Source organism: Kitasatospora sp. NPDC054768, from assembly GCF_053612025.1.
Map to the genome: position 1 here is coordinate 1 of NZ_JBSHBN010000055.1, position 13002 is coordinate 13002.

Sequence of the window (13002 nt, forward strand, 5' to 3'; positions counted from 1 at the left end):
AAGGAACGGACGCTTCCTTCGGACCGCCTTCCAGCGGACCCTCCGGGCTTCGTTCTTTCGTGTTTCCAGCTTATCAGATGTTTTCCGCTCCGTTTCCGGGGCTTCGTTCATCCAACTCGCCGGTGTCTTCCGGGGTTTGACGCCCCGTCCGACGTTTCAAACTCTAGCCGATCCCCGCTCCGAAAAGCGAATCCGACCGCAACCCAATAAAACGAGCACGCCGAATACGCACCAGGCCACGACGCACACAGACGAAGCGACCCGGCCCGAACCGGGAAGTGGTGTTTCGGAGGATTGGCCACCCCGGGACCGTCCGCGCGGCTGCGTGTCCGGTGCTCCCTGTCAGGCGACTAGGAGACAGTACTCCTACTCCGGGCCCAAGCCAAACGCCCCTGCCCGGCTCCTCCCCGCCCCACACCCCCGGACGCCGACCAACGTCGGCGTTCATCGTTTGTCTACCGCCCTGCCCCAAGCTCGTGCCACACCGCGCCCCGAGGACCTGGCGGCGCGATCGCACGAGAGAACCACGAGGTACACGGGGACATGAAGACGATGAAGGCCCTCCGGCAGATCGCCCTGGTCACCGCCACCACCGCGCTCGCGCTGGCCGGGGCCGTGGCCTCCACCGGCACCGCGGAGGCGGCGATCGACCGGGCCGGCGACCACGTCTCGATCTGGGACGACGAGCCGCTCTACCCGGGCTGGTACATCGAGTCCGGCTCCACCAGGATGATCATGCAGCCCGACGGCAACTTCGTCGTCTACCAGTTCGGCAGCGACGTCAAGATGGCCAGCAACACCGTCGGCTGCGGCTACAAGGCCGTCATGCAGGTCGACGGCAACTTCGTCGTCTACGCCGCCAACGGCTACGCCTGCTGGTCGTCCGGCACCGCCGGCCACCCGCACGCCAAGCTGACCGTCACCTCCGGCGGCACCTCCGGCGTCTACTGGGGCGGCGGCATCATCCCCCGTCTCGCCCACTCCTCCGACCGCGGCCCCTTCTCCGGCCCGGGCTCGGTCTTCTTCTCCTCCGACCTCTACTGAGTCCTCCCCGGCCCGTCCCCCCGGAGCCCGAGCCAGCTGACCAGGTCGGCCACCGTCCACCGCGGCCGGGCGGCCAGCCGCTCCGCCGCCGTCCGCAGCAGCACCGGCAGGTGGCCGCAGAGCGCGGCCACCTCGGCCACCGCCTCCGGCTCCCGCCGGACCCGCTCCGCGCCGACGATCCGGGCCAGCAGCTCATAGGCGTCGTGCGGCTCCAGCGGTCCCACCGCCAGCCGCACGGCGACCTCGGGCAGCGCGCCCGGCTCCGCGCCCGCCACCACCGCGGCGCAGCCGGGCGCCGCCGGCAGCAGCGGCCCCGGCTCGGCCACCCCGTCGAGCAGCACCAGCACCCGACGCCCGGCGAGCGCCGCGCGGTAGCGCGCGGACAGCTCGTCGAGGCCGGCCGAGGAGTCCGCGCGATCCCCCAACGCCCGCAGGAAGCCGGCCAGCACCGCGCCCGAGCCGCCGCCGCTCGCGTACAGCTGCCCGTCCGGGAAGGCGTCCTGGGCGGCGTGGGCGACATGCACCGCCAGCGCCGACGCGCCGCAGCCCGCCGGGCCCGACAGCCCCAACACCGGCGTGCCGCCCGCCCGCAGCGCCCGCTCCGCCTCCCGCACCTGCGCCGCCCGCCCGACCAGGTCCGGAATGTCCGGCGGCAGCTGACACGGCCTCGGCAGCCGCCGCAGCATCACCGGGGTCTCGCCGCGCCGGATCTGCTCCGCCAGCTCGACCAGCGCCGGGGCGGGTTCGAGCCCGAGCTCCCCGTCCAACCGCTCCCGCAACGCCTCGTACCCCGCCAGCGCCTCCGCCGTACGGCCGCAGCGGTGCAGCGCCAGCAGGTGCAGCCGGTGCACCTCCTCGTCCTGCGGGTACGACGCCGCCAGCCCGGCCAGCGGATCCAGCGCCTCGGCGTGCCGGCCGAGCGCCAGGTCCAGGCCGAGCAGTGCCTTCACCGCCGCGAACCGCCCCGCCGCGAGCCGCTCCCGGACCCGCTCGGCGAACGCCCCGGGCACCCCGTCCAGGGCGCGCTGCCCCTCCCAGGAACCCAGTGCCCGCGCCAGCGACTCGCGCGCCCGCAGGGGATCCTGGTGACGCAGCGCAATGGCCTCGGCCACCGCGACCTCGTAACGGAAGAGGTCCACCGCCGTACGCGGCGCCTCCAGCCGGTAGCCGCCCGCGGTCCCGACCAGCAGCCCGGGCGTGCCCAGGGCACGCCGCAGGCGGTGGATGTGCGTGCCGATCTGCCCGACCGGATCCTTCGGCCAGCGGGTGTCGTCCGCCCCCCACAGGTCCTCGACCAGCCGATCCGTGGACACCAGCTGCCCCGGCGGGATCAGCAGCGCCGCCAGCACGGCCCGCTGCTGCGGCCGGCCGAGGTCGAGCTCACGGCCGTCGCACCGGGCCCGCAGCGGACCCAGCAGGCTGAAATCGAGCCCCACCGCCCACCCCTCGAAGACGTCGATCCGGTACACAATCTGTGACAGAGAATAGGCCGCCGGGGTATGGGGGCCCCGCCGTCCGGCCGGAACTGGCGGGATCCCGGCACAGAACGACTTTCGGGGACGGGACATGGGTGACATCGGGGGGTCCGGACTGCGGTTCGGACTGCTGGGACCGCTGCGGGCCTGGTACGGGGAGCAGGAACTGGAACTGGGCAGGCCGCAGCAGCGGGCCGTGCTCGCCGTCCTGCTGGGCGCGGCCGGGCGGACGGTGGCCGTCCCGGTGCTGGTCGAGGGGGTGTGGGGCGGGGCCGCACCGGCCGACCCGCGCAAGGCCGTCCAGCTCGCCGTCTCCCGGCTGCGCGCCGCGTTCCGGCCGTACGCCGGGGACGACCCGGAGCGGATGCCGCTGGTCCGGGTCGGCGACGGCTACGCGTTCAGGGCGGCCGGGGCCGAGCTGGACTCGGCCGAGTGGGACGCCCTGCTGGCCGAGGCCCGACGGCTGCGCGACGCGGACGCGCCGCCGCAGGAGGTCCGGGAGGTGCTGCGCCGCGCCCACCGGATGTGGGTCGGCGAGCCACTGGCCGGACTGCCCGGGCCGCACGCCGAGGCCGTCCGCGCCCGCCTGACCGAACAGCGGGTCTCGGCCAAGGAGACGGAACTGGAGCTGGACGCCGACCTCGGCGACCGCACCGACCTCACCGCCGCGACGGCCGCCCTCGCCCTGGAGCACCCCGGCCGCCCCCGGCTCACCGTCGTCCTGATGCGCGCCCTCTACCAGGCCGGGCGCAAGGCCGAGGCGCTCGCCGTGTACGAGGACGCCCGCGCCTGGCTCCCGCCGGGCGAGGACGGACCGGCCGGACTCCAGCTGCGCATCCTGCGCGAGGACGCCTCCCTGCTGCCCGCGAACGCCACCACCGGCCCGACCGAACCGGCCGCCACCGAAACCGACAGCTGGCAGGCGCCCGACCAGCTCCCGTCCGGCCTGCCCGACTTCACCGGCCGCACCGAGGAGGCCGAGACCCTCGCCGACCGCCTCGCCGGCGCCGGCGGCCGGGCCGTCGTGGTCTCCGCCCTGGACGGCATGGGCGGCGTCGGCAAGACCACCCTCGCCGTGCACGTGGCCCGCCGGGTCCGCGACCGCTTCCCCGACGGACAGCTCTTCGCCGACCTGCGCGGCGCCGACCGCACCCCGCCCGACCCCGGCACGGTGCTCGCCGGCTTCCTGCGGGACCTCGGCGTCGACCCGGGCGAGATCCCTCCGGACACCGGCGAACGCAGCGCGCTCTACCGCTCGGCCCTGTCCGGGCGGCGCGTCCTGGTCGTCCTCGACAACGCCGCCACCACCGGCCACGTCGAACCGCTGCTGCCCGGCTCACCCGGGTGCGCGGTCCTCGTCACCAGCCGCCACCGGCTGACCGGCCTCGCCGGGGCCCACCAGCTGCGCCTGGACACCCTGCCGCCCGAGCAGGCGCTGGAGCTGTTCACCCTGATCGTCGGCGCCGAACGCGTCGCCGCCGAGCCCGGGGCCGCCGAGCAGGTCGTCCGGGCGTGCGGGCTGCTGCCGCTCGCCGTCCGCATCGTCGCCTCCCGGCTCGCCGCCGACCCCTCGCTCACCCTGGCCGCGCTCACCGAAGGGCTTCGCCGCGAGCACCGGCTGGTCGAACTCAGCGACGGCGAACGGACCGTCGAAGCCAGCTTCGCGCTCTCCTACCGCCGCCTCGACGCCGAACTCGCCCGCGCCTTCCGGCTGCTCTCCCTGCCCGACGCCCCCGACGTCCCGCTGCCCTGCGCCGCCGCCCTGCTCGACCGCACCGAGGCCGAGACCGGAGAGCTGCTCGAAACCCTCGTCGACCTCAACCTCCTGCACTCCCCGCGCTTCGGCCGCTACGGGTTCCACGACCTCGTCCGTGCCTACGCCCGCGGTCGGCTCGCCGAGGAGGACGGTGCCACCGAGAGCACCGCCGCCACCGACCGGCTGCTCGACTTCTGCCTCGCCAGCGCCCGCAACGCCGACCTGGCCGCCCGCAGGCCCGACCCGGTCGAGCTCAGCCTGCTCGACGCGGCCGTGTCCCACCCCGGCCGACCGGTCGCCGACGGCGCGCAAGCCGTGCGCTGGATGCGCGAGCAGGCCGAGGTGCACGCCGCCGTCATCGCCCTGAGCTGCGCCGACCCGGCCGTGCCGCTCGACCGCGCCGCCGAACTCGCCGACCGGATGAGCTCGGTGCTCGCCGAACGCACCCAGACCACCGTCATCGCCGACCTCGCCGAACGCCTCGCCGGTGAAGCCGAGGCCCGCGGCGACCACGGCCCGCACGCCCTCGCCCGGTACGTGCGCGGCTCCATGCTCTGGCACGTCAACCGCTACGCCGAGTCCGCGGAGGAGATCCGCCGGGTCGTCGACATCTGCACCGCCACCGGCACCGAGCGGGTCCTCGCCAAGGCCCTGCTCACCCTCGGCGGCAACGCCCGCGTCCACGGCCGCTACGCCGAGGCCGCCGAGCACGCCGGCCGCGCCGCGGGGCTGTTCCACCGCCTGGACGCCGGACGCTCCGAGGGCAGCGCGCTCGGCGAGTTCGCCTTCAGCGCGGCCCAGACCGGACGCCTCGCCGAGGCCCGGGACGCCGCCGAACGCTGCGCCCGCCTGATGAGCGACTCCGGCCCGGTCTCCGCCGCGACCGGCCGCTACTACCTCGCCCGGGTGCTGCGGCTGTGCGGCGACCCGGAGGCGGCGCTCGCCCACGCCGTCGGCGCCCGCGAGGAGTTCGCCGCCCTCCAGGTCACCGTCTTCGCCGCCGCGTCCGGGGACCTCGCCGCCCGCATCCACGCCGAGGCCGGCCGCTGGCTGCTCGCCGTCGACGCCGCCGAGGCCGTCCTCCCGCTCGCCCGCCGCACCAGCGCCGCCCTGGAGGCCGCCCTGCTGCGCACCCTCGGCACCGCGCTCACCGGCCTCGGCCGCCCGCGCCAGGCCCGGGCCTGTCTGACGGACGCCCTGGAGGTGTACGAGCGGCTGGGGCTCAAGGAGGAATCCGAGCAGGTCAGGGGGCTGCTGGAGCGGTAGACACGGCATCAACGCGAAGGTGCACTACGCGCGTTGACCGACCGTCTACCGCGGTGCCGGAACGTCTCTCTCGTCAGGCCCCGGGCCGCAGCGGTTGCGGCCCGGGGCGACACCACAGACGAGAGGCGCAACCATGCCCACGCTCCCCCAGCACGGTCAGAACTGGACGCTCAAGTCCGCCAACGGAACCGTCGCCGACCTCCGCTCCAGCCAGACCACCGCCGGCACCGCCATCCAGTCCTGGGGCCCCAACGGCACCACCGCCCAGGGCTGGACCTTCTGGGCCAAGGAGAACGGCAGCTTCCTCCTGGAGACCCTGCTGACCACCGGGCGGCACGCAGGCGGCCAGGCCATGGTCATGGACTTCAACTACTCCATCGGCCAGACCTGGCTCTACAACGAGCACAACCAGCCCAACCAGCACTGGTGCTTCGAGCCCCTCGACAACGACTGGGTGCGCATCCGCACCACCCGCACCAACGACGGCATGCTCTTCCTCACCGCCGCCGCCCCCGGCTCGCCCCTCACCCTGGCCAAGCAGGACGACGGCAACCCGGCGCAGCGCTGGCAGCTCGTCCCGGCCGGGGGCGCCGGCAGCGGCGGCCAGCAGCAGCCCCAGCCGCAGCCCCAGCCCCAGCCGCAGCCCGGTGGCGGTGACTTCCGCACCGAGATGCTGAACTCCGTCAACGCCGAGCGCGGCCGGGTCGGCGCCCCGCCGGTGCGCCTGGACGACCGCCTCAGCGCGGCCGCCCAGCGCCACGCCAACGACATGGCCTCGCACGACCTCACCCAGCACAACGGCACCGACGGCAGCACCCCCTGGGACCGCATCGCGGCCGCCGGCTTCTCCTCGCGGGCCTCCGCCGAGAACGTCACCCCGAGCAACAGCGTGCCGGAGGCGATGCAGATGTGGATGAACAGCCCGGGCCACCGGGTGAACATCCTCAACCCCGACTACAACTTCATCGGCATCGGCTACGCGCCCCGCCAGCGCGGCAACTGGGGCCGCTACGTGCAGACCTTCGGCAAGGCCTGAGACCCCGACCGGCACCCTTCCAGCAACAAGGAGTCCATACCCATGTCCTCGAACGCGGCGGACCTGATCCGCATCGCCCGAGACGAGGTCGGCTACCACGAGGGCCGCAGCGGCGGGCACTGGAACAACATCCAGAAGTTCTCCCCCGCCGTCGCCGGCCTGGAGTGGTCCCAGGGCGAGGCCTGGTGCGCCACCTTCGTCGCCTGGTGCGCCGAGCAGTCCGGCAACGGCGGGCTCTTCCCGGTGAGCGCCTCCTGCGCGGAGGGCGTCGCCTGGTTCAAGGAGCGCGACCGCTTCACCGAGTACCCGGTCATCGGCGGCCAGGTCTTCTTCGGGCCCGGCGGCGGCAGCCACACCGGCATCTGCGTCGCCTACACCAGCTCCACCATCACCACCGTCGAGGGCAACACCAACGACGGGGGAAGCTCCGAGGGCGACGGCGTCTACCTCAAGACCCGTGAGCGCCACTCGGACTGGGTCCACGGCTACGGCATCCCGGACTTCGCCGAGGGCGTCGTCCTCGCCGATCCGCAGTGGAAGGACCGCTCCGGGGCGCTCTACTTCGGGCAGGAGGCGTCCGCCGACGACAGCCCCGCCGGCGGCGCCCCGTCCGGGACCGCCCCGGCGGCCGGCGGCGACGGCGGCGACGGCTACGAGCCCTTCCCCGGCGCCGACTTCTTCCACGACGGCCAGAACAGCGACGTCATCACCCGGATGGGAGAGCGCCTCGTCGCCGAGGGCTGCTCCGCCTACGCCGAGGGCCCCGGGCCCGAGTGGTCCGGCGCCGACCGCGAGTCCTTCCGCAACTGGCAGCACAAGCTCGGCGACTCGGGCGCGGACGCCGACGGCGTCCCCGGCCCCAAGCAGTGGGCCGCGCTCGCGGTCCCGCGCGGCTGACGCCGGGCACACGGCACACCCACCTCACCAGAAGGAGAAACCCGATGAGCACCATCACCCGTACCCGCAGGCTCCTCGCCTCGGTCGGGACCGTCGCGGCCGTCGCGGGGGCGGTCGTGGCGGGCGCGCCCGCCGCACAGGCGGCGCAGGCCGGCGCCTGCGACCTGTCGCCGTCCGTGGGAGGCATGACGGCCGTGAACAACGGCTCCGGGGCCGGCGCGCTCGACCTGTACCACAACGTCGAGGTCAACGGTCAGCCGATCATCATCTATCCGGCCAACCAGTCGCCCGCGCAGACCTGGTCGTTCTGGAAGTACTGCGACGGCACCACGGCGATCTCGCACGGACAGGGCAAGGTCATCGACCTCGACACCGGCTCGGGCGCGGTCCACCTCTGGGACACCCCCGGCGGGCTGGACGGCCTCAACCGGCCGACCGGCGACTGGATGCCGGCCAACCAGAAGTGGCTGCTGACGGACAACGACCGCGGCTGGTACCTGATCCGCAGCGCGGCCACCGGGCAGTGCCTCACCTCCAACGGCGGCGGCCAGGCCACCGGGGTGGCCTCCTGCAACACCGGTGACCCGGCCCAGCGCTGGCTGCTGGGCTGACGAACCACCGGGCCCGGTCCGCTCCTCGACGTCGAGCGGACCGGGCCTATCCTCGTCCGCGTGCCCCTCATCAGCCTGCACGACCGCGCCGCGCTCGCCGCCCGCTTCCACACCGATCCGGCGCTGCACCTCTTCGAGCTCGGCGACCTGGACGACACCCTCTGGCCCAACACCACCTGGTACACCGCCGCTCCCGACGCCGGGCACGGACCGGTCGCACTGCTCTACAGCGGCGGCGACACCCCCGTCCTGCTCGCCTTCGCCCGGCCCGCCGGCCTCCCCCCGCTGGAGGCGCTGCTGCGCGACCTCCGCCCCTTCCTCCCCCGCCGGTTCACGGCCGGGCTGCCGGACGGCGCCGAGCGGGCGCTCGCACCCGACTACGCGGTCGAACACCGGACGCCGCTGCTGCGGATGCTCCTCACGGCGGAGCCCCCGGCCGAGGACACGCACGAGACCCGGCCGTTGGGCCTCGCCGACGTCGACGGCGTCCGAGCCCTGCTCGCCGAGTCCTACCCCGACTCCTGGTTCGACCCCCGGATGCTGGCCGGCGGCGGCTACGTCGGCGTCCGCGAGAACGGCCGGCTGCTGGCCGTCGCCGGAGTGCACGTCCACTCGCCCGCCCAGCGGGTCGCCGTGCTCGGCAACGTCACCACCCACCCCGACGCCCGCGGCCGCGGCCTCGCCCGGGCCTGCGTCACCGCGCTCTGCCGCCGGCTGGCCGCGAGCACCGACCACCTGGGCCTGAACGTCCGCACCGACAACGCCCCGGCGATCCGACTGTACGAGCGGCTCGGCTTCACCACCGTCGCCACGTACAACGAGCTGGTGCTCGGCGCCACCTAACAAAGCACTACTAGGGCACGGCCCGGGGCCGGTGCGGCGGATCACGAGTCGATATCCCTTGTCACAGCCGCGCCAGGAACTCGTCACGAGCGTGTCAAAGCGGCGCCGAACCCATGGTCCCGATCGTTCGCGCTGCGCTATGAACGTCCCTCAGGAGGACCGCCGGCACCGGGGGTCCGCAACCACGGGGGATCCACACGTGAAGCCCATCCGCAGCAGTCGCCACGCCCTGGCCCTGGCCTCGCTGGCAGCTGTCGGCGCGCTCACCCTGACCGCCTGCAACGACGACGCCTCGTCATCCGACACCGCGACGACCCCGCCGGCGACCGGCGCGCCCGCCACCCAGGCCGCCTCGCCGACCGCCGCGGCCACCGCCCCGGCCGCCTCCGGTTCGGCCTCCGCCCCGGCGGGCGGCGGCGCCTCCGGTACGGCCGCCGCGCCCGCGCCGGCCGGCAGCGCCCCGGCGGCCGGGACCACCCTGAAGCTCGGCGACGCCGCCACCATCCCGTTCAGCTCGGGCAGCACCAAGGGCACCATCGCGCTCGCGGTCACCTCGATCGAGAAGGGCGACCCGGCCGACCTCACCTCGCTCAACCTGGGCGACAAGGCCAAGGGGCTGGTGCCGTACTACATCCACTACAAGGTCACCAACGCCGGCAGCACCGACCTGTCCTACACCAGCGTCAACCACATGAAGGGCCTGCTGGCGGACGGCACCGAGGCGCAGGAGCTGATGGTCATCGGCTCCTTCCCCAAGTGCAAGAGCGAGTCGCTGCCCAAGGGCTTCACCAACGGCCAGTCCGCCACGTCCTGTGCGGTGGCGATGTCCCCGGAGGCCTCCAAGGTCGCGGGCGCGGAGTACTGGGGCGAGCCGTACACCCTCGGCAAGGGCCTCAACTGGAAGTGATGCCCGGACCTGCCCAGCCCGTGCCGTCAGCCCCGTGCCGTCGGCGACGACGCCGCCGACGACGCGCCGTGGATCCGCAGGAAGGCGTCCACACCTGCCGCCGCGATCCGCTCGACCTCCTCGTCCGCCACCGGGAGGGCGCCCCAGAAGGAGCGCTCGGCGATGCCGTGGAAGGTCAGCAGCGTGAACTGCTCGGCGGCCAGCGCGGCGTCCTCGACCGTGAGGAGCCCGCGCTCGGCGAGCGCGGCGAAGTGCTGCGCGAGGTCGCGCTGGGAGGCGATCGGCCCGGCCTCCAGCCAGGCCTCCAGGACGTCCGCCGGGATGTTGGCCACTTCGGCCCGGATCGCCCGGCCGAGCGCCCCGTGTTCCCCGGCGGACAGGACGGCGCGGGCCCGCTGGACGGCGAAGTCGATCAGGTCCTGGCGCAGCTCCACCACCCGGTCGAGGTACTTCGCCATCAACTCCCGGATGCGTTCCGTCAGTTCCGCCGAGTTCTGCAGGGCCACCGACAGGAAGAGGGTCTCCTTGTCGGCGAAGTGGTTGTAGACCGTCCGCTTGGACACCCCGGCCTCGGCCGCGATCGCGTCCATGCTGGCCCGGACGTACCCCTCGCGCCCGAACACCGCCGTCGCGGCCTGCGTGATCGCCTTGCGCTTCTCCGGCCGACCCGCTCCGCCCGTCGTCGCCACGGCCCTCTCCTCTTCCGCCGGCGCATCGGCCGGCCGCTCAGAAACTACCCGGTGTAGTTTATCCGGGTCACGGCGAACCCGGACGTGCCGCCGAACACGTGTGCTCTATGCTGCGTACGACTTCTACACCCGTGTAGAGGTGATACGGAAGCGCCTCCCCCGATCTCGGGCGGCCGGGCGGGAACCGGCCGGCCGGAAACCGGCGTCCGGAACTGGCAGCGCCACGAACAGAGTTCCGGAACGACGGACGACGGGCCCACGGTCCGGACGAGGACCGGCCCGGGACCGGACGGACCGGACGGACCGGACGGTCGGCACGCGGCGCAGGCGCCACCGTGGCGCGCGGAGCACGGGAACACCGGGGTGAGGGCGTGGCGGGGCAACGAGGACGGTCGGCCGACAAGCGGGCGCGCCGACGGGCGGCGGACGGACCCGCCGGACACATACGCCCCCTGCCCGGCGGTCCCGCGCTGCCGGTGGCACTCGCGATCGGACTGCCGCTGGCCGGCGCCGCGGTCGACGAACTCTCCGGCCCCGGGATGGGCCTGGCCTTCGCGGTGGCCGCGGTGCTCGGCACCGGCCTGGCGGCGGCGCTGAGCGGCCGCCACGGCTGGTGGTGGGTGCTCGCCGCCTCGCCGCTGGTCGTCCTGGGGGTGACGGCCGCCGTCGAGCTGGCCGCCCACCGCGACCGGTACCAGGGCAAGGCCCTGGCCACCGGCGCCGCCACGTGGGTGGTGCACGGCTTTCCCGTGATGGCCGAGGCCGCGGTCGCGGCCGTCGTCGTGATCGCGTTCCGGCTGGTCCGGGCGAGGAGGAGGCAGCATGGCTGACAACGCCGGAACCGACGGACGCGCCGCGGCCCGCCGCTCCTCCCCCGTGCTGATCGCGGGCCGGGTGGTGGCCTGCACCGTGGGGTTCGCGGTGTTCGCCGCCAGCGGGGTGGTCTGGTACGAGTACAAGCAGCTCACCGACGGGATGACCACCTCCGGCGTCATCGCCGAGACCAAGAAGGACGCGCCCAAGCACCTCGACAACTCGGTCAACCTGCTGCTGATCGGCCTGGACAGCCGCAAGAACATGGACGGCACGGACCTGCCGCCCGAGTTCGTCCAGGACGAACTGCACGCCGGCCACAGCTCCGACATCGGCGGCTACAACACCAACTCCCTGATCCTGCTGCACATCCCGGCGAACGGCGGCAAGGTGCAGGCCGTCTCGATACCCCGCGACGACTATGTGATGACCTACGGCGCCGACGGCTCCCAGCTGGGCATGGCCAAGATCAAGGAGGCCTACGGCGCGGCCAAGGACAAGGCCGACGCGGGCCTGCGCGCCAAGGGCCTCAAAGGCGCCGACCTGGAGAAGGCCGGCCGGGACATCGGCCGCGCGGCCACCATCCGCACCGTGCAGAAGTTCCTCGACCAGCCCATCGACCACATCGCCGAGGTCAACCTGATGGGCTTCTACGACATCGCCAAGGCCCTCCAGCCGATCGAGGTCTGCCTCACCCACGACACCAGGGACCCGGCCATGGAGGGCCAGGGCTCGGGTGCCGACTTCCACAAGGGCGTCAACAAGCTCAACGCCTCGCAGGCGCTCTCCTTCGTCCGCCAGCGCCACAACCTCGACGGCCCGGACGGCAACTCCGGCGACTTCGCCCGCACCCACCGCCAGCAGGCCTTCATCTCCTCGGTCGTGCACAACCTCAAGCAGAAGGGCGTCATCGGCGACCTCGGCAAGATGCAGGAGCTGATGGGCGTCATGCAGAAGGACCTGGTGATCGACAACGAGTGGAACGTGCTCGACTTCGCCCAGCAGGCCCCCAACCTCACCGGCGGCAACGTCGAGTTCAACACCCTGACCTTCGACGGGTTCGGCACCAGGAACGGCCAGGACGTCAACCTGGTGACCCCGGCGAAGGTCCAGAAGGTGGTCAAGCAGCTCTTCGGCTACGCCGACGCCGCCGCGGCGCCGGCCCCGGCCGACCCGGCCGCGGGGGCGGCCCCCGCAGCGGCCCAGCCGACCGCGGCCCCGACGCCGACCGCGACCTCCGCCAGGCCCGTCACGGTCGACGTCTTCAACGCCTCCTCCGCCGCGGGCGTGACCTCCGCCGCCGAGGCCAAGGCCCTGGCGGGCCTGGGCTTCAAGGAGGGCCGCACCGGGTCGGCCGGCACCCGGCCGAAGACCACCACGGTCGTCTACGGCAAGGGCGCCAGGGAGGCCGCCGAGCAGATCGCGGCCCGCTACGGCGTGACGGCCGCCGAGTCCGCGAGCGCCGCCGCCGACCACGTCGTCGTCACCCTCGGCACCACCTTCACCGGCGTCGCCGCCGACGAACCCACCACCTCCGCGGGCGGCGCCCCGGCCGACCCGGCCGCCAATCTGCCCATGCAGGGCCCCGCCGTCGACGCCCAGGCCGACGGCGGCATCCCCTGCGTCTACTGACCCGCTCCGCATCGGCCGTCCGAGGGAGGCTCC

General features: G+C 73.9%; 11 protein-coding genes. 9 read left to right on the plus strand and 2 right to left on the minus strand.

What is annotated here, in order from left to right; all coding sequences use genetic code 11:
• Nucleotides 1-543: 543 nt before the first annotated feature.
• Complete coding sequence (locus ACWGKU_RS18435; protein ID WP_401045627.1) at nt 544-1044, plus strand: hypothetical protein; 501 nt, start codon at nt 544-546, stop codon at nt 1042-1044.
• On the opposite strand, the gene ACWGKU_RS18440 is transcribed toward ACWGKU_RS18435, so the two are convergent.
• Nucleotides 1038-2480, minus strand: coding sequence for an AfsR/SARP family transcriptional regulator (locus tag ACWGKU_RS18440; protein ID WP_401045624.1), 1443 nt, complete (start codon nt 2478-2480; stop codon nt 1038-1040). The genes ACWGKU_RS18435 and ACWGKU_RS18440 overlap by 7 nt on opposite strands.
• 130 nt (nt 2481-2610) lie before the next feature.
• On the opposite strand from ACWGKU_RS18440, the gene ACWGKU_RS18445 reads away from it, so the two are divergent.
• From ACWGKU_RS18445 to ACWGKU_RS18470, 6 genes are all read left to right on the plus strand, one after another.
• Entirely contained in the window at nt 2611-5541 is a 2931-nt protein-coding gene (locus ACWGKU_RS18445; protein WP_452180726.1) for an AfsR/SARP family transcriptional regulator, read from the plus strand.
• 133 nt (nt 5542-5674) lie between these two features.
• The gene (locus ACWGKU_RS18450; protein ID WP_401045619.1) at nt 5675-6577 is read left to right on the plus strand and encodes a CAP domain-containing protein; all 903 of its coding nucleotides are present in this window, start codon (nt 5675-5677) and stop codon (nt 6575-6577) included.
• 42 nt (nt 6578-6619) lie between these two features.
• Complete coding sequence (locus tag ACWGKU_RS18455; protein WP_401045616.1) at nt 6620-7474, plus strand: peptidoglycan-binding protein; 855 nt, start codon at nt 6620-6622, stop codon at nt 7472-7474.
• A gap of 44 nt (nt 7475-7518) precedes the next feature.
• Nucleotides 7519-8085 (plus strand): RICIN domain-containing protein, encoded by a 567-nt coding sequence (locus tag ACWGKU_RS18460; protein ID WP_401045613.1) that lies wholly within the window; start codon nt 7519-7521, stop codon nt 8083-8085.
• Nucleotides 8086-8145: 60 nt separating this feature from the next.
• A complete protein-coding gene (locus ACWGKU_RS18465; protein WP_452180728.1) occupies nt 8146-8928 on the plus strand; it encodes a GNAT family N-acetyltransferase in 783 nt (260 codons plus the stop codon).
• 199 nt (nt 8929-9127) lie between these two features.
• Nucleotides 9128-9835, plus strand: coding sequence for a hypothetical protein (locus tag ACWGKU_RS18470; RefSeq protein ID WP_401045606.1), 708 nt, complete (start codon nt 9128-9130; stop codon nt 9833-9835).
• Between the two features lie 26 nt (nt 9836-9861).
• Here ACWGKU_RS18470 and ACWGKU_RS18475 read toward each other — a convergent pair whose 3' ends face one another.
• Entirely contained in the window at nt 9862-10524 is a 663-nt protein-coding gene (locus tag ACWGKU_RS18475) for a TetR/AcrR family transcriptional regulator (RefSeq protein WP_380538459.1), read from the minus strand.
• Nucleotides 10525-11000: 476 nt separating this feature from the next.
• Here ACWGKU_RS18475 and ACWGKU_RS18480 point away from each other — a divergent pair, with 476 nt between their 5' ends.
• Entirely contained in the window at nt 11001-11354 is a 354-nt protein-coding gene (locus ACWGKU_RS18480) for a DUF6542 domain-containing protein (protein WP_401045600.1), read from the plus strand.
• Entirely contained in the window at nt 11347-12969 is a 1623-nt protein-coding gene (locus tag ACWGKU_RS18485; RefSeq protein ID WP_452180729.1) for an LCP family protein, read from the plus strand. The genes ACWGKU_RS18480 and ACWGKU_RS18485 overlap by 8 nt, the downstream gene beginning before the upstream one ends.
• Nucleotides 12970-13002: the final 33 nt, after the last annotated feature.